The organism is Campylobacter gracilis, assembly GCF_018374135.1.
In the GTDB taxonomy this organism is placed as follows: domain Bacteria; phylum Campylobacterota; class Campylobacteria; order Campylobacterales; family Campylobacteraceae; genus Campylobacter_B; species Campylobacter_B gracilis_A.
Genome location: NZ_JAHAFS010000001.1, coordinates 192,767 through 214,880 on the forward strand (window position 1 = coordinate 192,767; position 22,114 = coordinate 214,880).

Genomic DNA, 22,114 nt, shown 5'->3' on the forward strand with positions numbered 1-22,114 from the left:
GAAAAGCCCTACCTTTGCCGTCGCCTGTCTTCTACGATATCTTTATATCCTACGTAGTAGGTATCAAAGCCTTTGCCGCCATACATCTTGTCTGTACCTTCTCCGCCGATTAAAGTATCTTCCGCCCCATCATCATTTTTTCCATCCCTATCGTGCCCGTAAAGTATATCATCGTATCTTGTGCCGGCTATGATATCCGCCCCAGCACCGCCTATATAGGTTATGCCATTGGGTATATGTTCTTTATAGCGATTTAGAAGCAAATCAGCAGCTGCATCGGGACACCAATACTCTTTTACAATTATAGAATTTTAATCGGCGATTTTTAGTTAATACGCTAAATTTATAATCATGATGCTTTTGTAAAACGTAGCTGAAGCTACTTGATGGCAATAAATGACTTTTTTTGATAATGTATCCAAGCGATAGGATTCGATGCATAGATAAAATTTAATAGTCATAGCCAAAAGCACAAAACAAATTTATCTTTGATACCGCAATAGCTAAACATCGTTATTGCTCTTAAAAAAATAGCCTATATGAATGATTTAATGGCAGTATATTTTTATAGTTCGCGCAACATAATCTTTCATATCAGGCGCCGCAGTAGCGAGTTTATCAAAGCAGCCTTTACATTCAACCACAACGCCCAATATAGATAAATTATTTAGAATTTATCTGTTTTCGGTGCTACCGGCTTTAAATTTATCATAAATTAACACCACGAAAGCAGAGATCATAAGCCCCAGCACCATAGATATAACTAAAATTATTAATTTTTTAGGTCTATCCGGATAATCCGAAGCGATTATTCCTGCGACTATATGAGTATTTTGATAATTATATGGCTTTAACGAAAGCTCTAAAATAGCCTTTTTCTCAAGAAGTGCATTAAGCTCACTGGTTTGCAAATTTATCAGGTTGCGCTGAAGTTCCGGTAATTTATTGGTCATTATGCTATCCCTATCGGACTGCAAATTTTCTAAATCCACATTTAATAATCTATCTAATCTGTTTTGAGCATTGGGTATAGTCTGAGATATAAGAAGGTTTTTTTGTTCTTCCAATGATATCAAATTTTGCTTAGCATTCAAAATCTGCGAATAATATCCTTGCTCTAGAATCTGCCTAGATATCGTGCTTTCTGCGGAGCTTACTTTTCTGCCGGATTGTAATTCATCTAAATTCTTTTGATACTTCTGCAGAATATCATTATTTAATTTTATATTATCATCTATAGCAACCATACTTATATTATTTATAGCCTCTAGATCTTTCTTTGCCGCAGGAATGGTCATTTCTTGCATATATTTTATACTTCTATCAATACGTGGAATTTGATAGTTTTTTATATAAGCGATCTGCTGTTCGACAGATACGATCCTATTATTTTTTAAATAATTTAGTTGTCTATTTACGTTCTCTACATCTGATTTAACCTTTTCTAAATAAGCATCCAGAATATTTTTATGCTCTTTAGCAAGTAATTCTATGATTTTACTAATTTTCCCCACTGCTATATTACGAGATTTTCCATACACCTCTAAATTTATAAATTTTAGGTTATCTTTAACATTATCGATCTTTTTAACTTCATAATCCAGCTCTTTCGTATTCTTAAGCAAATCTATATAGTGAGTCTGTAACTTTCGAGTAACATCGATTGGATTTTCTAGGCTAAACTCCTGAACCAGACCACTTTGAGGATTTGTTTCTTTATAATACCCAATCTCTACCAACGCCGTTGCTTTATACCACGGAGTAGCAAATAGAATGTACAAAAGCCCAACCGCAATAAATCCACAAGTTACTATACAAATTTGCTTTTTATATTTCCATATTTTTTTTGCCAAATCTAGCAAATCAATCTCATCATCTTCACAATAATTCTGTTGCATATTTCTTCTCCAAATTAAAATTTAAATTGCACCCTCTCGAACAAGGACCACCTTAAAGGTTTTTATAATTATCACGATATCATTCCATATCGACCAGTTTTTCATATACCACGCATCCATGCCCGCCCTGGTCGCAAAATCCACATCGCTGCGCCCGCTCACCTGCCAAAGCCCAGTAATACCAGGCTTGACGGCTAGTATGAGATCCATATTATTTTTAAACTCACTCCCCTCACAGGGCAGATACGGCCTAGGCCCAACAATACTCATATCGTCTTTTAAAACATTGAGAATTTGAGGCAGTTCGTCCAAAGATGTCTTTCTTAAAATTTTACCAATTTTAGTAATTCTAGGATCGTTTTTATATTTTTTAAAAATAACATAATGTTCGACTTCGTCCGGATTATTGTTTAGCCACTCTTTCATAAAGCCCTGATCGGAATGCATGGATCTAAATTTCAAGCACATAAACTTTTTGCCGTGCAGTCCAAGCCTTGGCTGCGAAAAGAATACCCGCTCATTTGGTTCATCAAATTTTATCATGAGTGCAGTGAGTGCAAAAATAGGTAACCAAATCGGTAATGTAACTAAGATTAAAAATATATCCAGTGCACGCTTAAGAGCAATATTAATTTTATTCTTCAAAGAATTTCGTATCGCAAAGAGGCTGGTACGCGAGGCAAAAACGCTGTAAATATCTGCCTGCGTAAAATCGTATGAGCGCAGCACAGGGGTGAATAAAATTTCTTTGTTCTTTCTGATATTATGTTCAATAAGCTCGTTCAAGGCTTTCGCACCAAGCCTGCTTCCACCGATAAATAGCACGTCGTAGTCCCTGCCTAGCGCCCTTACATACCCCAAATACGCGCTTTCTAAGACGGCGTTTTCAAACTCCTCGCCCTCGCCTAAAATTTTCGCCCTCTTTTGCCATAGGCCAAATTTGAAAAGCCTCCTTTTCGTTACGAGCTTAAAAAGCGGCAAAACCACCGCCATAAAGGCAAAGCTCAGAATAAAGCTGGCTCGCGAAAATTCATAATTGACTTTGATTAAAGCAAGCAGCGCAAGGCTTAGTAAAAGCCCAAAAAAGCAACTTCTTACTAAAATTCTACTCTCGTGCCAAAAATCATACCGCCTCGAATAGATCCCCTGATAGAAAAATAGAAATATCATTATGACGTAAGACGGCGCGAAGCCTTGATACCTGCCGATGTCTAGCAGCGCGCTATCGCCGTAGAGCAGATTTTTAAACACCACGGCAAGTCCGAAGCAAAGCCAGATGCCGAAAATATCGACTGCCAAGATTATCAAAACGCAGAGTTGCTTTTTCATCCTAACTCCTATTAAAATCGTCTTGCAGACGCACGATATCGTCCTCGCCGGTGTAGCTACCGACTTGAGCTTCGATTAGCACGACGGGGATTTTACCTTCGTTTGCGAGGCGATGGACCTCACCCATCCTAATAAACGTAGATTCATTCTCGCGCAGCAAGAAATTTCGTTCGCCCACAGTCACGGTCGCGGTGCCGCTAACGACGATCCAGTGCTCGTTGCGATGGTAGTGCTTCTGCAGCGATAGCCGCTTGCCGGGCTTAACGACGATACGCTTGATCTTGTAACCGCGCTCATCTTCGAGCACCGTGTAGCTGCCCCACGGGCGGTGCGTCGTTATGTGCACGCGCGTTAGATCGCTATCTCCGAGCCGCTTTACCACCTGCTTTACCTTTTGGGTAGAGCCCTTTTTGCATATGAGCAGGGCATCTTTGGTATCGACGATAGCAAGATCCTCGACATCTATGGCTGCTATCGTGCGGCCCGAGCCGATGATGAGATTGTTTTTAGAATTTAGAGTGATATTTTGCTCCCTTGCGGTGTTGCCGTTCGCGTCTTTGGGCAGCTCGGCGTCTAAGCTATCGAAGCTTCCCAGATCGCTCCAGCCGATGTCTGCGGGTACGACCTTAGCAAGGCTCGTGCGCTCCATAACCGCGTAGTCGATGCTATCTGCTGGGATTTCTTGCATATCGCCTAGTTTAATTCTAATCGGATTTTCCGCGTTAGAATTTTCATGCGCACGGACGCAGGCTTCGTAAATTTCAGGACTACGCGCCTTTAGCTCGCCTAAAAATACACCCGCTTTGAACATAAACATGCCGCTGTTCCAATAAAAATTCCCAGCCGCTATGTAGCTTTGCGCCGCCGCAAGCTCAGGCTTTTCGTGAAATTTTAACACGTCCTCGCCGTTTGCTTCGATATAGCCGTAGCCCGTATTTGCATCCGCTGGCTTGATACCAAACGTCACCAAAAATCCCTGCTTCGCAAGCTCGCGTGCGCGCAAGACGCTGTTTTTATACGCCGCTTCGTCTTTAATTAGATGATCGCTCGGCGTTACGAAAACGATCTCCTCGGCCTTCAAGCTCAAACACGCAAGCGCGATCGCAGGGGCCGTGTTTCTGCCGACGGGCTCGAGCAGAAATTTTACGCCACGCGCGCCTAAAGTCTCAAGCTGATCGAGCGCCAAAAAATACTGCTGCTCATTCGAGACGACGAGCGTGCGCTCGCATAGCGGGGAGTTTCGCTCGTAGCTCATCATAAAAAGCGAGCGATCGCCAAAGAGGCGCACGAACTGCTTCGGCATAAGCGTGCGGCTGATGGGCCACAGTCTCGTGCCGCTGCCGCCGCTTAGGATTATATTAGTCATTTAGTCCGTCCTTAAATTCCTCATATTTTTTCTCGACGTAGCTTTTGATCTCGGCTTCAAAGCGCGCGCGCGAAAATTTTAAAGAATTTTCTCTGATTTTTACAGGCTCAAATTTATCATAATTTTGCTCAAATTTAGCTACGGCGGCGAGCAGCTCCTTTGTATTTTGCTCCATAAAATACAGTCCGCTCTCGCCGTCAAGCACCGTCTCGCGAGCGCCGCCGCGCCCGAAGCAGATCACCGGCGTGCCGCATGCCTGCGCTTCTACCGGCGTAATGCCGAAGTCCTCTTCGGCGGCAAAAACGAACGCCTTAGCCCGCCCCATGAGATCCGCCATCGTTTCATCGCTCGCAAAGCCCAAAAGCTCGACATTTTTGCCCGCTTTTGATTTTATTTTGGCCATATCGGGTCCATCGCCGATAACGAGCAGCTTTTTATCCGTCTGCGAAAACGCCTCTACGATGAGATCGATCTTTTTGTACGGCACCATGCGTGAGGCGGTGAGGTAGAAGTCCTCTTTGGCTTCGCGCAGCGTAAATTTATCCACATCCACGGGCGGATAGATGATGTCGCTAGGCTTGCCGTATGTTTTTTTGATACGGCGCGCGATGTAATGACTAATAGCGATAAAACAATCAACTCCGTTTATAGTAGATAAATCCCAAAGGCGAATTTTATGCAAAAAGTACCTCGCCAGCATGCCTTTTAGGCCGTGATCTAGCCCGCTTTCGTGCAGATACTGATGATATAGATCCCACACGTAGCGGATAGGCGTATACACGTAAGCGATATGAAGTTGATTTGAGTGCGTCAGCACCCCCTTTGCGACGGCATGCGAGCTGGATAGCACGACATCATAGCTGCTTAGATCAAACTGCTCAATGGCAAGCGGAAATAACGGCAGGTAGTTGCGGTATTTGTCCTTCGCGAAGGGCAGCTTCTGGATAAAGCTCGTGTGGGCGCGCTTGCCCTTTAAAATTTTATTTCTGTCGGCATCACTTAAAAAGTCGATGAGGCTGTAAATTTCAAAATCATCCCAGATATCAGTAAAACTCTCGACGCATTTCTCCGCGCCCGCATATACACTAAACCAGTCGTGAACAAGAGCCTTTTTCATTCCCGCCCCCCATACATCCAAATTAAAGTTTGCTTTAGATTACTTCGGCATAAATCTATGCCGTATTTTTTAAGCCTAGAGGTATTACAGATGATTTTTTGCGCTTCATCGTTTCGCATAAAGTTTGGATTTTGTACAACTTTGATATCATGTCCTGAAATTTCTCTCATCAAGTCGAGTATCTCAACTATACTGCAACCTATACCGGATCCGATATTAAAAATTTGTTCGTCACAATTTAGATATAGTAATTTTTCATAAATTTTAATTACATCCAAAATATTATTATATTCACGCTGCGGAGTTAAATTCCCAAGCTCGATAATCCTGCTTTTTTGTTTAAAGTGCGAAACTATCTTAGGTATCAAAAAATTACTATTTTGCCCGACACCTGTATAGTTAAACGGACGGGTTATTAAAATGTCAAAGTCATATTCTTTTGCTATTTTCTCCATCTCCCACTTGCTCTTTGCGTACGGAGATAGCGGGTTTGGATTTAGATCTTCGGACAAAATTTGCTCTTTTTGCGCACCATAAACCGAGGCCGAACTCGCCAATATTACTCGCTGCGGTTTAATTTTTAATTCACTTATAGCATCAAGTAAATTTTTACTTCCAGTAAAATTTATATTCTCTATCAACTCGGGATTACTGGGTGCGAAAGCGACGGCAGCCAGGTGGATGATAAAATCAGCATTAAATTTTAGAGCGCTTTTTATGCTATTTATTTTACGAATATCACAATTATTTGTATCTACTCCAAAAATTTCATAACCTAAATTTTCTAAATATTTGCAAAGATAGCGCCCGGTAAATCCATTTGCACCCGTTATTAAAACTTTAGAACTCAAAACCAGCCTCTACTTTTTTAAGATCCGCTTTTATCATCATCTCGCAAAGAGCTTTAACATCGGTGGTCGATCGCCAGTCCAATTCATTGTTTGCCTTAAGCGGATCTCCTATAAGCAAATCCACTTCGGCGGGACGATAAAATTCCGAACTAACCTGCACCAAAATATTGCCGTTTTTATCGCGAGCAATTTCATTCTCGCCGCAGCCTTCAAATTTTAACTCAATATCAAGTGCCTCAAAGCTCAGTTTTACAAAGTCCCTAACCGTAGTCGTTTTGTTTGTTGCGAGCACAAAGGTATCGGGCTTGTCGTGCTGTAAAATTTTATGCATACCCTGAACATACTCATAAGCATAACCCCAATCGCGTTTGGCATCCAAATTACCAAGAACTAATTTGTCGGCTTTTTTTAGAGCAATCTTGGCAGCCGTATTGGTAATTTTTCTCGTTACGAATTCTAGACCTCTAAGCGGGCTTTCATGGTTAAATAATATACCGCTAGAGCCAAAAACACCATAACTCTCACGATAATTAACTGTCATCCAGTGCCCGTAAAGCTTTGCAACTCCATACGGCGAACGTGGATGAAACGGTGTAGTTTCATTCTGGGGTACCGCCTGAACTTTACCGAACATCTCCGACGTACTGGCTTGATAAAATTTTATATTCTTATCTACTATCCTTATAGCTTCGAGTAGATTTAATACACCGAGACCGGTTACGCTCGCAGTATGAAAAGGCTCTTTGAAGCTCACCCCTACAAAACTTTGAGCCGCAAGATTATAAATTTCATCGGGCTTAGTTTGTGAAATTACGCCTAAAATATTAAACGGATCGGTTAAATCCATCTCAATAATTTTTAAATTTTTGTCATTTATGATACCAAGCTCGTTTATGCGCCACAAATTTAAGCTAGCCGTCCTTCTGCAAGTACCTACAATCCTGTATCCAAGCCCTAAAAGATACTTTGCGAGATACGCCCCGTCTTGACCGGTTATACCCGTGATCAATGCTGTTTTCATTTCTACTCCTTAAATTTTTTTATATTTTACAGTTTATTAACTAAATTTATAATTTTTTGTGCCGATTCTTCCCAGCTAAATCTTTTTATATTTTCAAAGCCTTTGATGCGAAGTTCATTTTGTAAATTTTCATCATTTAAAACTATTTGAATCTTGCCTCTCATGTCTTCCACGTTATATGGATCAAAATACACAACACTATCTCCGTAAATTTCGGGCAAGCTTGCCGCATTTGAGCAGACGACCGGGCACCCACATGACTGTGCCTCAAGTGGCGGAATACCAAAGCCCTCGTAAAAAGAAGGAAAAACAAAACATATTGCATTTGAATATAGCCTTGTTAATTTTTCATCGCTAACCCGTCCTATGAAAATTATATTAGTATTATTTTTGATCTTTTCTAATAAATTCAAATTCGTAAAATTTTTATTAATCTCACCGACTAAAAACAACTTAATATTCTCATCGCCTAATCCGTCAAAGGCTTCTATTAGAGAATGGAAATTTTTTTGATAATGTAGCGATGAAACGGCAAGCACATATTTTTCTTTATTTTCTATGCGGATATTCTTAAACGTAGTATTTGCGGAATTATATACTATATCAATTTTATCGCTTTGTATTCCATATAATTGAGATATTTCGTTTTTAGAAAATTTACTTACAGTTATAATTTTTCTAGAAGTTTTTAGTATTTTTGGAATTAGAAATTTATAAAATAACCTAAATTTCCAATCAAAGGTCTGCGGAAAGCGTTCATATGCTATATCATGAACAACACAAATTTTATTTTTATAAAAAACCGGTGCGGTATTAGCTAAATTTAAAAGAAGCGGACCCCCTTCTCTTTTAATATATACCGGCAAATCCAACTGCTCCCAAATATGTCCGCTATTTTTACCAATCACTCGAACATCTAAGTTCCTAGCAATTTCATTATGTACAATATTTTTAGGAGATAAAAATACAACCCCATCTCTCAACTTAAATTTAAGCTGTTTAGAAATTTCAATAGCATATCTCTGCACTCCCGTAATATGTTGAGTTAGAAATCTAGCGTTCACAAACAGCACATCCACCTCCTTTACCATCATCGCCATTTTGGCTCAACAAAAAAGCAAAGAAAAACCAAATAACTATAATCGTATAGCTTGGCATTGCATTAAAATATAAACAGCATCCAAAAAATCCACCCATTAAAACGTTATTATTTATATGCCTATAAATTTTATATAAAAAAAAGGTGAACAATAAGAAAGCCACTGATCCCAACTCGGAGGCTATTTCAATATATATATTATTGGGTACAACTTTTATATCATCATTTTCATAAAATGTTTCCTCTGCCTTATTATAATGATTGTAGTGCTTGGCATAGTTGGAGATGCCTACGCCCAGGATAGGATTATCGATTGCAATCTCTACGCCATTCATTATAAAGCCCATTCTTTCTTTTTTTGATATAGCTCCATTATCAACTGTCTCACTATCAAAAATATTTATCTTAGATAATACATATGTATTAAAGTCCCTATAATGGCTTAATAACATAAATAAGCAGATGATTAAAGGCAAATTTATAATAAAATATTTAATATTTGTTTTAGCGATAAGATATCCATAAAAAAATAATAAAGATAATAATCCCATCGTAGAAAAAGTAGTTATCATAGAAACAGTAAAAAGCCCGGCTAAAAATCTTTTTTTATAAAAGACGGCTAAAACAGTAGATATAAATAAAAATAAACCCATATAATTCCCCTCTAAAAATGTTCCAGAACGAATTAATGTCCAATTTTGTAAAGAAATCAGTTGAGGGTCATTTATACCGAAAAGAAGTATCGGTCTATACTTAAAGATGCCAGCGAGCATCAAATACCAACTATATAGTGTTGCCGATACTGCTCCGATGAAGAAAAATTTTATATATTTATCTTTTTTTATATTGAATATATTGCGCAATAATATAAAATAGTAGATCGTAAAACTCAAATATATCAATTTCGCCAGACCATCTAAGTCGCCACCAAAACGATATTTTATAGTAGCAATATTATAAGGATATTCCCATAGAATATTAATCAAAAAAGACAAAAGTGCAAGAAATAAAAAAAGAATTAAAATAATATCATATCCTTTTAATTTCATTATATTTTTAGATAATATAATAATAGAAACCATTGCTACCTCAGAAATTTTTAGTGGAAAACCCACATCAACAGTTAAGGCTTGGGAAAATGGAATAAATATAAAAAATATTGCTAGTAAATACTTTTTTAATGAAATAGAAAACATATTTATGCACCGATATCTTTTAAAAATTTTCTTAAAATTTCGAACCATGCTAATTTTAATAAATCATATCCTGAGTTATCGCCATGTTCTATTGCATTGACAAATTCGTCTTTTGTTGCGACTAAATTTATAATACCACTCATATCTTTTATCTGCTCCCACTCTACACTGACGACTTTTAGTCCGCAGGCTAGATACTCGTACATTTTTAATGGATTTATGCTATTTACCAACTCGGGATAATCCTTAACGCTAAAAGGGATTATACCGACTTGGCAATTATATAAAAACGCAGGAATTTTAGCGTATGGAATAGAGCCTAAAATATGGATATTTTTTAGCTTTTTAAGTAAAGATAGATCTTTTTGCTCCGGACCTATTATAATAAAACTATAATTTGGCAAATTTTTAGCGCAGTAATACACTAAATCCACATCAAACCAATCATGTATTGCGCCTACGTAAATTACCCTAGGCTCAGGAATATCTTCAAGCTCCTGCGGCAAAGACCTATCTGCCGCTTTAAAGAAATCAAGATCAATGCCATTTGGTACATATTTCATTTTAGATTTATCTTTTATTTGATCGTATTTTTCCTTTAAATTTTTGGCCGTATAAATGACTGCATCTACCTTATTCGCGATATTTATCTCGGCTTTAAACTGAGTATCAGAAACTGCACCAAAACCTTTTGCGTAATCAGCTATCCTTAAAATAGATTTTTTATAAGTTATAGTATCTAGCAAAAAACCAAACAATGGACTATCAAACCACAATATATCAACCTCGCCAAAACCTCGCTCCTTTATAAAATTTAATAAATTTGGATACGTAAAATTTTGCCAATTATTTAAAACAAAATTCGACGATAGAAATGGTTTGTTTTGAGGAGTAAAAAGGGAGCGCGGAACATAATAAAAAATGCCCCCTGCGCTTTCGCCTCCTTTTTTATAAATTCTTTCCCGCTCTTTTAATTCGTTACTATTTGCAAAAATTTTATGTATCGGCGAGATAGGATTTGAGATAAAAAGCACCTCATATCCTAGCTTTTCAAACGCTCTAGCATAATGATGACTACCGACCTGAAACGGCGAAGTATAGTAATTCGCAACAGCCATTAAAACTTTTTTAGACATTTTTCATCAGCTTCCCATATCCATTTGAATACAACTCAAATTTACTATAATAAAATTCCCTATTTGCCATATCGATAATCTCCAATCTATCCTCTTTTATCTCAAATTTTCTAATAATTTTTACGCCTTTATATTCTGCGGCTAGGCTTATAAAATTTTCTCCAAAATCCGCCACTTCGCATCCGCATTCCGCAAACATTCCAAATAGTCCTATCGCTCCCTCGCCCCAACTATTTTGTTCCAAATCGTCCACAATCGGCGCGTTGTGGGCTTTGACGCTTCTAAATTCATTTCTCCTGCTAGGGATCGGCGTATAAAGATAGGTGCCGGGATCTCTTGCTATATCCAGCCCGTCTATCCACAGCTCGTAGCCCAACTTATCATTGTGCGTGTGTCCACCGTGATCATTCTGTCCAAGCGGCGCAGCGCAGATGGCGAGGTAAAATTTGCCGGATTTAAAGATAAAAATTCCGCTGTCCGGATAAAATATATTTTTGATCTCTTGCGAACTCGCAATTTTAAATTCCATGCTTTTTCGGTGCGGCAGTTCGCTAAATTTCACGCCCGAGGCGATCAGGCTTTTGTATGTTTTATCGCTTGCTTGCAGGGTACGCCCTGCGAGCGAGCGAACAAAGCTCCTCTCAAAGCAAATACCATTTTTAAATATCTCATCGTCAAAAATCCCGCCCATGCAGCTAATTAGCGTGGAGTGATTTAAGATATTTTCATCCCAAAACGCCTCGCCGCCCTCAAAGCAGCTTAAATTTAGATATTTTCGCGCGACTTGTTCGTTGCTCAAAAACTCGCCGTTTGGGCTAAATTTAAAAAACCTACCGCTGTCGTTATCGCCAAATTGCGGCACTTCTCCGTTTGGCTTTGTGATATCGGCGGTAAATCTGCCGATTTTATACAGCCTGTCCACGAACCACTGCGGCAGCGCTATTTGTCCGTTTGTAATTTTAAATTCCTGCTCGTTTGACGGCAAGAGCTTCGGCTTTTTACGCCAAAGCTTTACGTCGTAATTTTTTAGCGATAAAATTTTCTCGCTTTTTAGACCTAGTATCAAAGCCGCACTATACGCCATTAGCTCGCCGCTTAGGCGGTGATAGCTCGTAGAACTCTCGAAATTTCCGCCGTCTTCGTAAAATTCCTTTCTCATTTCGCTGATTACTTCTTGCACGGTAAACGCCAGCCACGCGTCCGTCTCGCGGCCGCCGTCTAGATACGCGCACGCAAACAGCAAACCCGCGATGTTGCTTAGATAGTGATTTGACGTAAGATGCGACGAATATTCCAGATTATTTACGATATGAAGCGCGTGTTCGTAGACGCTATTTGAAAAGGTCTGTTTAAAATCCGCATCTAAAATTTCCTCGCCGTCCATCTGGCAAAACATATCGTAAGCCGCTAGCATATTTGCAACCCTGATGCCAACGTCCATCGTGCAAGTCCAATTTACGCCCATTCTAGGCGGATTATTGCGGATAAAATCTAAAATTTGGTTTTTAAATTCTTTTAAATTTCGCTCTTTTAAGTTTGGATCCGCTACCGCAAAAATAGCAAGCTGTGGCAAGTGTTGAAGCCTCGCAAGCTCCCACGGCACCTTTATATCGCTACCAGGTTTATGGGCTATGCGCTGATCTTTGTACCATTTTTTTTCGCTCCACCGAAAGCCACTTTTAAAATCCTTTTGCCAATCAATCGGCTCGTAGCCCTCTAGCGCGCTCGCGGGCGCCGCGACATTCATATCGTACTTGTAGCCCTCAAGCCCGAGCGCCGCGCTATCATAGCTATTTTTTACCCACCCGCTACCGAGCAGATCAAATTTGTGCTCGATGTACATTTTAGATAGATATTTTGCGGCATCCGGATCGATATTTGACAGATCAAGCTCTTTTATATTTATACACTTTAATTTTATTATTGAACAATTTGAATGACTGTATATAGTTTGAGCAAATTTCAAAAGCATATTCTTTTCAATTATATTTTTAATAATATTAAATATTTTATTTAAAATTTTAATTAATATATCTTTATAAGACATCTGTTTTATTTTCTTAAAATAGTACACAATCATGCAGATAACGCCCTATTATTATATAATATTCTAAAAAAGGATGAAACATTAATAATGGAATGAGTAATAGTAGTTACTATAGCAACTCCTATAGCGCCATAATCTTTTACTACTAATAAATTAAAAATGCAATTAAATGATATTGCTATTAAAGCTATGCTAGATAAAAAGCCATAGTCTTTATTTGCAATTATAATATTTACAATAGGACTAAAAACTAAACCTTGTAATATGGAAAAACAAAAGATGAAAAGAACATAATACGAATATAAATAGTTATAACCATTTATGTATACATATATATTTTTGCATAAAAAATAAGCTATAAATATGATAAATCCTATAATACAACTTTTCTTTATCCACTCTAAAGCAAATAGCTTTTGTTTCAAAGCTCCGCTCTTAGCTTCTCTAGACATTTTTGGCAACAGGACAGCATGTATAGAACCCAAAAGTAAAAGTCCTACACTATAATACTTAAAGGCCACACCATAATTAGAAAGTTCATATTCAGATGAATACTTACTTAAAATAAAAATATCAAACTGAGAAAATAATTCTAAAAATATAAAATATAAAATTAAAAATTTATTTTCTCCTAAGTATTCAAAAAAAGAAGCAGCGTTTATATCATATGAATATTTTATATTTTTACTCCTAAAAATTAAATATAAAAAAATACATGCAAAAACCAATTGAGAAATGATAATAGCAACGGCGATATTCTCGAGAGTAATAACATGAAAAATAAAAGATATGGATATAAATACAAATATTAGTAATGGCCTTAATACATTAGCAATATTATAGATCTTAAAATTTTCTTGAGATTGTAAGATAAAAAAAGAAATATTGGATAGCATTAAACTAAACCCAGCAAAAATACCAAGAATAAAAGGGCGCTGGAATTCTAATTTTTTAGAAAATAACAAATAGGTTAATCTTTCATAATTATATAGCAAAATGATGGCTAGAATACCATAAATCAAAATTTGTAAAAAAATCACTAACTTGCATAGAGCAATTGGATAAGAATTATATATGGACCTATATTCTGCAGAATATCTTACTAGCGAATAATTAAACGCTGAAAATAAAAACATGCCTAAAAACGAGTAAACTGCCTGAAAATTAACGAACAATGAATATTCCTTTGTATCTAATGTCCTTATTAAAATCACAGTTGTAGCCATTACAAAAAGCTTAGAAACAACATTAAAAAGAAAAATATGCAATATATTTTTTACCAAGGCATTATTCCTTTAACTTATCTATATATCTAAAAATTTAGAAAAGTAGTATCTACTCGAAAAAAACTGCTTTAATTATTTTCTGCCATAATTTAATTACCAAATTTTTGAATCTTTAAACTACGACTGATTTCTAGCCATCAAAATTAATCCTGAACCATCTACTTAAAATATAAAGTATCCACATTTGATATCCCATATTTTTTTTCTTCTCATGTCTCTCATACATATATTTACAATAGTCAATTGAAATTAAATTATGTAAATCATTCTTTGTTTCAATAAGTTCTTTATGAAACCATATTGGCATCGTATAGCATAAAAATGGATTAAGTAATCCACCAAAACCAATCTTCGGATGATTTAATATATAGTCTGGCAATCTATCACTAGCAATAGCTTTTAAAATACTTTTTGGTCCATTTTTCATTTTAACGCCAAAAGACAAGCTTGAACTATATTGAATTAGTTCATGATCCATAAAAGGGCTCCTGGCCTCTACACTAGCTGCCATACTTGGATAATCTATTCTTGATAAAATCAGTTCAGGCAATCTTAATTTATATTCTATATTTATAATCTTCCTTAAATAACTATCATTTAAATCATCTCTTATTTCGGTCATATAGTCGTTTAATATTTTGAATGAATTAAAATTTTTAGCGCCAACCCATAAATTATATTTTTCTCGTTCAGTAAATCCATGTATATGCATATTTGATACTAAAGAACCATTGTAAAAATTTAATTTTCTTGATATCCTGCTGGGCAAAAATTTAAAAATATCTTCAAAACTACTAAATTTACCAAAAGTTTTGTTTATAAAATTCATAGTTTTATATATAGGATACCCACCCAGCTCATCCCCGCCTTCACCAACCAACATAACTTTACTTTTACTCTCCAAAGCCACTATTGATAGAAGATAAACAAGGATCTCATTGATATCGCCCATAGGTCTATCTAAGCCGCCACTAAATGATATATATTTATCTATCAGGCTATCAAACATATTATCTGTAACTTTTTTGCCTATAAAATCAATATTATATTCATCAGCCAATCTTTTAGATATAACAGATTCGTCAAAACTACTGGTTTTTTCATACGCTATATTTATTGCTTTTATATTTTTATTTATATCCTTAGAATAATATAGATTTAGTGAGCTATCGAGTCCTCCACTTAATGCGACACAAACACCAACATCAGCTACATTCCTATATTTCATCGATGATTCTAATTTTTCTCTTGTTATATTTACGGCTGTTTCAAAAGAATCTTTATTGTCTATATTAATATAATCAGAGATATTAAAATATTGTTGTTTTTCAACACCCTGTTTTGATATTTTTAGATAATAGCCGGCCTCTAGCTTATATACATTTTTAAAAAATGTGCTTGGAGTCGGTGTTGTTAAAAAAGTGAGATAATGGTATATCGCTTCTTCATTAAATTCCTTGTTTATTATATTTGTTCTAAAAAAAACATGGGCTTCCGATGCAAAATAACATGCGCTGTCATTTAGTATATAATATAGGGGCTTTTTACCAAACCTATCTCTAACGAGATAAATCTCATTTTTCTTTTTATCATAAATACAAAAGGCAAAAAAACCATTGAATTTCTTTATGCAATCTATACCCCACTCTTTATAGGCATATATTATAGTTTCCGTATCTGAATGATCGGTCCTAAATGCATATTTATTTTTTAGTTCTTTTCTAATCTCCATATGATTGTATATTTCGCCATTAAACACTAACACTATTTCTTGATCATCGCTAAGCATAGGCTGATTCGCTAAATTTGCAGTATCTATAATAGCAAGTCTTCTATGAGCAAGTACGACATTATTATCATTATATATTCCTTGATAATCGGGCCCCCTGTGAGCCAATAATAAAGCCATTTTTTCTATTGCTTGTTTATCGGCATCTATAATGCTATTAAATGAAATCTTACCAACTATACCGCACATATATAACTCCTACCTTAATCATATTAAAAACGAAATCTCCGTCGTCTGCACCATATCCCAAAGCTCTATCGGCCAGCCTTTTTTGCTTCCTTTTAGAGCTCCAAATAGCGCCTCGAGCTCTTCGAGCTGTCCTTTTTGGCTTGCGTTTGTTGAAATTTCTTTCACCCCCACTCCGTATCCTTTTAAGCTTTTATAATCGTCTAAAACGATGCTCTTACCGTCGAAGTGAATCTCCATAAATTCCTTACTTAGCTCCTTACTACCGTTTGCGAAATACTCGATATTGGCCACCGAGCCGTCTTTGTATTTTAAGACGATCGATTTGTTATCCTCGGCGCTATATTTTTTGTTGCTCGGCGTGATAGCCTGCGAAAATACGCTCTCTATCTCGCTGCCCGTTAGCGCCGTCATCAGATCTATTATGTGGCACGCTTCGCCTATCATTCTACCGCCGTTTTCGTGCACCCAGTGATCCATCGGTATGTAGCCCGCATTCATCCTATATCTGATTATCATCGGATTTATTCTAGCGCTCGTGTGCTTTTTTATCTCCTGCGCGTAAGCGCTAAATCGCCTGTTAAATCCCACGAATAAAAGGGGCTTGTCGCCGCCTCCTTCGTAAAATTTCTTTATCTTTTCAAGCTCGTCTTTGTTTGTTGCAAGCGGCTTTTCTACAAATACGTTTTTACCCGCCTCAAGCGCCTTTAAAGTAAGCTCCGCATGGCTATCGTGCCTTGTGGAGATGATCACCAGATCAACATTTTTATCATTTAAAATATCGTCTAAATTTGAAGTAGCGTAGTTCGCTCCGTATTGCTGCGCCACCGCCTTTGCCTTATGTCCGCTTCGGTTCATTATCGCGTAAATTTTATACTTATCCGTAAGCTTTGAGATATTAGGCAGGTGCATACCGGTAGCAAATCCACCGACTCCGACGAACGCGACGTTTATCACGTCCCTGTTTACTGGCGCGGAGCTTATGATGATTTTTTTATCGTGATTTAGATAGCTATCAAGCTCGGCTAAATTTGCCTCGCCGTAGTCGAGCAAAACCATAAGCGGCTTATTCTGCGAAGTCTGCAGCGACTCAAACGCCTCCGTTACCTGCTCGATAGGATATTTTGCGTCTATGAGCTTATCCAGCTTTATCAAATTTTCATTTACCAGCCTTAGATACTCGCTCATATTTCGATTTTCGGTCCATCTGACGTAGCTAAACGGATAATCAAGCCCCTGCTCTTCGTAGCTCTTGTCGTAGCGACCGGGACCGTAGGAAGTGGAGATGAGAAAATCAAGCTCCTTTTTATACATATCCTCTCTATTGATCTGCATGCCGGCAACGCCTACGAGCACCACTCTGCCCTTCTTCTTGCACATCTGAAAGCTTTGCGATAGCGGCTCGCTACTGCTCGTAGCGGCGGTAAATAGCACGCCATCGGCGCCGTATCCGCCGCTCCAAGATGAAACGACGTCTAACAAATCGTCCTTTGACGGGTTTATAACGAGCTCTGCGCCGTATTCCTTTGCTATCTGCAAGCGCCTATCGTCAAAATCGCTGACCGCAACCCTTACGCCTGAAATTTTAAGCATCTGCACCGCAAGAAGCCCCAAAATCCCAGCTCCCACGACTACGCAGGTCTCGCCGAGCCTTAGATCGATCCGCCTAACGCCCTGCATCGCTATACCGCCGAGCGTCACGGTGCAAGCTCGCTCAAAGTCCATATCCTGCGACATTTTCATAACTAAATTTTTAGGCACGTCTACGTATTCTGCGTGGTTCGCAAGCCCTGCGCCGGCTGCGGCAACGCGCTCTCCGATTTCAAAATTTGAAACGCCCTCTCCGACTGCTATGACGACGCCGCTAAGCGAATAGCCGGTCGGGCTTCCGCTATCAAGCTTGCCTTTTACCTTCGCATAGACGCTGGCTATGCCGTCGGATTTCACCATATTGATTACTTTTTTTACGTTCTCCGGCTGCTCCAAAGCCCTTCTGATCAGGCTTTTTCCGCTATTTAATACGCCGCTTATCTCGGTACCCGCCGATATGCAGCTATTTACTACTTTGATAAGAACGCATCCTTTTGAAACGCTCGGGGCTGGGATCTGTTCTGCTAAAACTTTGCCTTTTTTAACTATTGCTTGTATCATTGACTATAACCTTAAAAAATATTAAATATTAGTATTTCGCGCACCGCAAAAATCCAAAACTTCTTTTTCTATTTTTAGCCCTTTAAATTCCTTATGCCCGACTAAAAATACGATAATGTCCGAAATTTCAATAGCCTTTTTATAATCCACTATCTCAAAATCTTTGTGAGCCTTGATATTGGGCTCCACAGCTACCACATCGACGCCGTCTGCGATCAGGCACTTGGTTATATTTAGCGCAGGCGATTCCCGCAAATCGTCGATGTCTGGCTTAAAAGCAAGCCCCATACACGCGACTTTGGGCTTTCTGCCGTTTTGCAGCTCAAATTTCAAAGCGGCGTTTTTGATTTTTTCAATACACCACTCGGCTTTGTGATCATTGACCTCTCTTGCGGATTTGATCAGCCTTGCTTCGTAGCCGCCCGCATGCACTATAAACCATGGATCGACCGCTATGCAGTGCCCGCCTACGCCGCAGCCCGGGTTTAAAATATTAACTCGCGGATGACGGTTTGCTAGAGAAATGAGTTCCCAGACGTTAATGCCGAATTTATCGCACAAAATGCTAAGTTCGTTTGCAAAAGCTATGTTTACGTCGCGGAAAGAGTTCTCTGTAAGCTTTGACATCTCTGCAGTTTTTGAGTCAGTCTGTAAAACTTCGCCTTCTACGAATTCTGCGTAAAATTCCGCTATTTTTTTAGTAGCAATTTTTGTAGTTCCACCCACGATTCTATCGTTTTGCGTAAGCTCTTTTAAAATTTTACCCGGCAAAACTCTCTCCGGGCAATGAGCGATATAAATTTTAGAAATATCAACACCGCCATTTTTTAAAATTTCACCTATCTTTTCGGTAGTACCTACCGGTGAAGTGGATTCTAAAACGACCATATTATCGTCTTTTACATAAGGTATTATCGATTTTGCCGCACTTATGACATAATCGATATTTGGCACGTATCCGTCTCGAAACGGCGTCGGAACAGCTATGATAAAAACGTCTGCGAAATCAGGCCTAACGTCTGCTTTTAAATTTCCGCTCTGCACTGCTTTTTTAACAAATACGTCAAGTTCCGGCTCTACGATATGAATTTTGCCCTGATTGATCGTATCTACGACGCTCTGAACCACATCAACGCCATGGATTTTATAACCTCTGTTTGCCAAAAGCGCCGCCGTCGGCAGCCCTATATATCCAAGACCTAAGATGCAAACTTTTTTCATAATATTCCTTTTAAAAATTCCAGTATTTTTTTACAAGCTTTACCGTCGCCATACGGACTTGTACTTTTACTCATTTTATCATATTCATCTTTTAAATTTAATAATTTTTGCACCTCTTTTATGATATTTTCGCGCTTGGTGCCGATAAGCTTAACGCATCTTGCTCTTATCCCTTCAGGTCTTTCGGTAGTTTCTCTGATAACTAAAACGGGCTTGCAAAGGCTCGGTGCCTCCTCTTGAATACCGCCGCTATCTGTTACTATCATATATGACTTGCTCATGAGATAGACGAAACTATCATACTCTAGCGGATCGATTAAAAATATATTCGAAATGCCCGATAAAATTTCTCCCACAGGCTTTCTTACATTTGGATTTAGATGCACGGGGTAAACGATGTCGATATTTTCATTTTTTAGCGCTATTTCACGTAAAGCCTCACAAATATTAACAAAACCTTCTCCGAAATTCTCTCGTCTGTGCCCTGTAACGAGAATAAATTTTCTATCACTAATCTTATATTTGGAATTTATAAAAGACAAAATTTTATTTTTTAGCAGCTCATTCTTTTCGATTTTATCTATCGTCCACAAAAGCGCGTCTATAACGGTGTTGCCACTAACGATTATATTTTTTGAATCTTTGCCTTCTTTTAAGAGATTGTCTCTCGCATCGGCAGTCGGCGCGAAGTGATATTTAGCTATGAGCCCCGTCATCTGCCTATTTATCTCTTCAGGAAACGGCGAATAGATATCATGTGTCCTAAGCCCCGCTTCGACATGTGCTACGTCGATCTTTTGATAATACGCCGCTAAAGAGACGGCATAAGTAGTAGTAGTATCTCCATGCACAAACACGATGTCCGGGGTATATTCGCTAAATACATCGCGCATACCAAGCAAAACACCCGACGTAATATCGTACAGATCCTGCCCTTGCTTCATTAAATTTAGATCAAAATCGGGCTTTATCTCAAAGAATTCCAAAACTTGATCGAGCATCTGTCTGTGCTGAGCCGTGACGCAAACCTTCACTTCAAATTCCGCGTGTTTTTGAAATTCCTTTATCAACAGAGCCATTTTAATGGCCTCCGGGCGCGTCCCAAATACTATCAAAATTTTTCTTTTCGTCATAAACTCCCCTAAATATCGGTTTTTTGACCAAATTTATCGCCGTAATTTTAATTAAATTTTGCTATATCGGCGCTTAACAATACATAAATTCACCTATTTGTCGTTACTTGGATGGTATAGAATGTTCTTTCCTTCAAAGATGACTAAGATTTATTTTAAATTATCAAAAAATTCTATCGCAAAATCATCAAAAATTTTACCTTTCAAATGCGCTTTGCAAAATTCCACGATGAGTCCATGAAATAGTGCATATGCGCCGTTTTCGTTCTCCAGCTTATCTGCTTTTGCCGCCGCATCGCAGGGAAGATTAGCAGAATTTACAAGCTCATAGATCCGCTCAAATTCCAGCTCGCCGAGCCACGCGCTAAGCTCGTCGTAGCTTTCAAACTCATAGCCTAAAGCCTCAAGCAGCCGCGCCGAATAGCTATCCGCAACCATCACCGTACGCTCGCACGCATAGCACAGGATTGCATCGCAGCTCTCCGCGCCGATCCCTTTGCGCGCTAACAGCCACTCGCGACTAACGCCCGCTTTAAAGCTCTCAAAATCCCCAAAATCCGCGATTATCGCTTTGCAAAGCAAGCTTAGGCGCCTAGCTTTTTGATTATAAAATCCGCTCACTTTGATGATCTGCGCAAGTTCCGCTTCCTCTAACCTGGCGATGCTTTCTAAGCTCAAAAGTCCCTTACTACGCAGGTTTTGCAGTGCCGCATCGGCATTGCGCCACGCCGTGTTTTGGATCAAAATCGCCCCCACGACCACCTCAAAGCTTCCAAACGCGGGCCACCAGTGAAAATCCTTGATTTTCACGGCGCGAAAAAGCGCGATAAAAAGCTCGGTCGCGCTCATTTCGCGCCTCCGAAATTTCTGGCAGCGTTTTTAAAATTTCGCGCGGCGGCGGCGATTTTTTGCGTGCGCTCTAACACTGCGATAAAATTTACGCCAAATTTAAATTCGCACGCTGTATTCATCTGCCGCCACCTTTTAAATTTGCAAAAAATTCCTCACCAAAGCTCAAGAAAAATTGCTTTGCCGCCCGACCGCTGCGGCTTGCGCGAAGCATCGCAAACTCACGCGCCTTTGCGTGCAGCTCGTCTAAATTTGCGGCAAAGCTCAAGCGAAATTCCGCCGCGCTCATACCTTGCGCAGCCGCAAAATAGGCATCTACGATCCCCAAATACTCCCGCATGCTACCGCCGTAAAAGCTTAGCTGTAGCCCAAAGCGCTCGCTCAGGCTAATGCGCTCGTTCGCCGCGTCGCTTAGGTGCAGCTCGCCGCGGCTTATCTG

Annotated in this window: 20 protein-coding genes; 1 reads left to right on the plus strand and 19 read right to left on the minus strand. The window is 38.7% G+C overall.

What is annotated here, in order from left to right:
• Nucleotides 1-8: 8 nt before the first annotated feature.
• Entirely contained in the window at nucleotides 9-263 is a 255-nt protein-coding gene (locus KH703_RS09995) for a hypothetical protein (RefSeq protein WP_369692713.1), read from the minus strand.
• A 276-nt stretch (nucleotides 264-539) separates the two neighbouring features.
• Here KH703_RS09995 and KH703_RS01040 point away from each other — a divergent pair, with 276 nt between their 5' ends.
• Nucleotides 540-662: a hypothetical protein gene (locus tag KH703_RS01040; RefSeq protein ID WP_304293355.1), complete on the plus strand. Its 123-nt coding sequence runs from the start codon at nucleotides 540-542 to the stop codon at nucleotides 660-662.
• 12 nt (nucleotides 663-674) lie between these two features.
• On the opposite strand, the gene KH703_RS01045 is transcribed toward KH703_RS01040, so the two are convergent.
• The 18 genes from KH703_RS01045 to KH703_RS01130 all read right to left on the minus strand — a co-directional run.
• Nucleotides 675-1,898, minus strand: coding sequence for a Wzz/FepE/Etk N-terminal domain-containing protein (locus tag KH703_RS01045; protein ID WP_304293357.1), 1,224 nt, complete (start codon nucleotides 1,896-1,898; stop codon nucleotides 675-677).
• 21 nt (nucleotides 1,899-1,919) lie between these two features.
• Nucleotides 1,920-3,227 carry a sugar transferase gene (locus KH703_RS01050; protein ID WP_304293358.1) on the minus strand — a complete coding sequence of 436 codons (1,308 nt, stop codon included), beginning with the start codon at nucleotides 3,225-3,227 and terminating at the stop codon, nucleotides 1,920-1,922.
• 1 nt (nucleotide 3,228) lies between these two features.
• Nucleotides 3,229-4,593, minus strand: coding sequence for a mannose-1-phosphate guanylyltransferase/mannose-6-phosphate isomerase (locus tag KH703_RS01055; RefSeq protein ID WP_304293360.1), 1,365 nt, complete (start codon nucleotides 4,591-4,593; stop codon nucleotides 3,229-3,231).
• Nucleotides 4,586-5,710, minus strand: a complete 1,125-nt coding sequence (locus KH703_RS01060) for a glycosyltransferase family 4 protein (RefSeq protein WP_304293362.1) — start codon at nucleotides 5,708-5,710, stop codon at nucleotides 4,586-4,588. Before KH703_RS01060 ends, KH703_RS01055 begins: the two co-directional genes overlap by 8 nt.
• Nucleotides 5,707-6,561 (minus strand): NAD(P)-dependent oxidoreductase, encoded by an 855-nt coding sequence (locus KH703_RS01065; RefSeq protein WP_304293364.1) that lies wholly within the window; start codon nucleotides 6,559-6,561, stop codon nucleotides 5,707-5,709. The genes KH703_RS01060 and KH703_RS01065 overlap by 4 nt, the downstream gene beginning before the upstream one ends.
• Complete coding sequence (gmd, locus tag KH703_RS01070; protein ID WP_304293366.1) at nucleotides 6,551-7,582, minus strand: GDP-mannose 4,6-dehydratase; 1,032 nt, start codon at nucleotides 7,580-7,582, stop codon at nucleotides 6,551-6,553. The genes KH703_RS01065 and gmd overlap by 11 nt, the downstream gene beginning before the upstream one ends.
• Before the next feature lie 26 nt (nucleotides 7,583-7,608).
• A complete protein-coding gene (locus KH703_RS01075; protein WP_304293368.1) occupies nucleotides 7,609-8,655 on the minus strand; it encodes a glycosyltransferase family 1 protein in 1,047 nt (348 codons plus the stop codon).
• On the minus strand, nucleotides 8,636-9,877 hold the full coding sequence (locus KH703_RS01080) for an O-antigen ligase (RefSeq protein WP_304293370.1): 1,242 nt from the start codon (nucleotides 9,875-9,877) through the stop codon (nucleotides 8,636-8,638). Before KH703_RS01080 ends, KH703_RS01075 begins: the two co-directional genes overlap by 20 nt.
• Before the next feature lie 2 nt (nucleotides 9,878-9,879).
• Nucleotides 9,880-11,013 carry a glycosyltransferase gene (locus KH703_RS01085; RefSeq protein WP_304293371.1) on the minus strand — a complete coding sequence of 378 codons (1,134 nt, stop codon included), beginning with the start codon at nucleotides 11,011-11,013 and terminating at the stop codon, nucleotides 9,880-9,882.
• On the minus strand, nucleotides 11,006-12,979 hold the full coding sequence (locus tag KH703_RS01090; protein WP_304293374.1) for an alginate lyase family protein: 1,974 nt from the start codon (nucleotides 12,977-12,979) through the stop codon (nucleotides 11,006-11,008). The genes KH703_RS01085 and KH703_RS01090 overlap by 8 nt, the downstream gene beginning before the upstream one ends.
• Before the next feature lie 110 nt (nucleotides 12,980-13,089).
• The gene (locus tag KH703_RS01095) at nucleotides 13,090-14,343 is read right to left on the minus strand and encodes an oligosaccharide flippase family protein (protein ID WP_304293376.1); all 1,254 of its coding nucleotides are present in this window, start codon (nucleotides 14,341-14,343) and stop codon (nucleotides 13,090-13,092) included.
• A 133-nt stretch (nucleotides 14,344-14,476) separates the two neighbouring features.
• Nucleotides 14,477-16,324: an asparagine synthase (glutamine-hydrolyzing) gene (asnB, locus tag KH703_RS01100; protein ID WP_304293378.1), complete on the minus strand. Its 1,848-nt coding sequence runs from the start codon at nucleotides 16,322-16,324 to the stop codon at nucleotides 14,477-14,479.
• An 18-nt stretch (nucleotides 16,325-16,342) separates the two neighbouring features.
• Nucleotides 16,343-18,472 carry a bi-domain-containing oxidoreductase gene (locus KH703_RS01105; protein ID WP_304293380.1) on the minus strand — a complete coding sequence of 710 codons (2,130 nt, stop codon included), beginning with the start codon at nucleotides 18,470-18,472 and terminating at the stop codon, nucleotides 16,343-16,345.
• Between the two features lie 21 nt (nucleotides 18,473-18,493).
• On the minus strand, nucleotides 18,494-19,693 hold the full coding sequence (wecC, locus tag KH703_RS01110) for a UDP-N-acetyl-D-mannosamine dehydrogenase (protein WP_304293382.1): 1,200 nt from the start codon (nucleotides 19,691-19,693) through the stop codon (nucleotides 18,494-18,496).
• On the minus strand, nucleotides 19,690-20,826 hold the full coding sequence (wecB, locus tag KH703_RS01115; protein WP_304293384.1) for a non-hydrolyzing UDP-N-acetylglucosamine 2-epimerase: 1,137 nt from the start codon (nucleotides 20,824-20,826) through the stop codon (nucleotides 19,690-19,692). Before wecB ends, wecC begins: the two co-directional genes overlap by 4 nt.
• A gap of 150 nt (nucleotides 20,827-20,976) precedes the next feature.
• A complete protein-coding gene (locus KH703_RS01120; RefSeq protein WP_304293385.1) occupies nucleotides 20,977-21,675 on the minus strand; it encodes a 3-methyladenine DNA glycosylase in 699 nt (232 codons plus the stop codon).
• The gene (locus KH703_RS01125; RefSeq protein WP_304293387.1) at nucleotides 21,672-21,797 is read right to left on the minus strand and encodes a hypothetical protein; all 126 of its coding nucleotides are present in this window, start codon (nucleotides 21,795-21,797) and stop codon (nucleotides 21,672-21,674) included. The genes KH703_RS01120 and KH703_RS01125 overlap by 4 nt, the downstream gene beginning before the upstream one ends.
• Nucleotides 21,794-22,114 (minus strand): DUF815 domain-containing protein (locus KH703_RS01130; protein ID WP_304293389.1); only part of this gene is annotated, 321 nt, incomplete at its 5' end. The genes KH703_RS01125 and KH703_RS01130, both read right to left, overlap by 4 nt.

Excerpts from the sequence above, each read along its gene's own strand:
- KH703_RS01040 (WP_304293355.1), top strand. The coding sequence starts at position 540 with ATGAATGATTTAATGGCAGTATATTTTTATAGTTCGCGCAACATAATC.
- KH703_RS01045 (WP_304293357.1), bottom strand. The coding sequence starts at position 1,898 with ATGCAACAGAATTATTGTGAAGATGATGAGATTGATTTGCTAGATTTG.
- KH703_RS01050 (WP_304293358.1), bottom strand. The coding sequence starts at position 3,227 with ATGAAAAAGCAACTCTGCGTTTTGATAATCTTGGCAGTCGATATTTTC.
- KH703_RS01055 (WP_304293360.1), bottom strand. The coding sequence starts at position 4,593 with ATGACTAATATAATCCTAAGCGGCGGCAGCGGCACGAGACTGTGGCCC.
- KH703_RS01060 (WP_304293362.1), bottom strand. The coding sequence starts at position 5,710 with ATGAAAAAGGCTCTTGTTCACGACTGGTTTAGTGTATATGCGGGCGCG.
- gmd (WP_304293366.1), bottom strand. The coding sequence starts at position 7,582 with ATGAAAACAGCATTGATCACGGGTATAACCGGTCAAGACGGGGCGTAT.
- KH703_RS01080 (WP_304293370.1), bottom strand. The coding sequence starts at position 9,877 with ATGTTTTCTATTTCATTAAAAAAGTATTTACTAGCAATATTTTTTATA.
- KH703_RS01085 (WP_304293371.1), bottom strand. The coding sequence starts at position 11,013 with ATGTCTAAAAAAGTTTTAATGGCTGTTGCGAATTACTATACTTCGCCG.
- asnB (WP_304293378.1), bottom strand. The coding sequence starts at position 16,324 with ATGTGCGGTATAGTTGGTAAGATTTCATTTAATAGCATTATAGATGCC.
- KH703_RS01105 (WP_304293380.1), bottom strand. The coding sequence starts at position 18,472 with ATGATACAAGCAATAGTTAAAAAAGGCAAAGTTTTAGCAGAACAGATC.
- wecC (WP_304293382.1), bottom strand. The coding sequence starts at position 19,693 with ATGAAAAAAGTTTGCATCTTAGGTCTTGGATATATAGGGCTGCCGACG.
- wecB (WP_304293384.1), bottom strand. The coding sequence starts at position 20,826 with ATGACGAAAAGAAAAATTTTGATAGTATTTGGGACGCGCCCGGAGGCC.
- KH703_RS01120 (WP_304293385.1), bottom strand. The coding sequence starts at position 21,675 with ATGAGCGCGACCGAGCTTTTTATCGCGCTTTTTCGCGCCGTGAAAATC.
- KH703_RS01125 (WP_304293387.1), bottom strand. The coding sequence starts at position 21,797 with ATGAATACAGCGTGCGAATTTAAATTTGGCGTAAATTTTATCGCAGTG.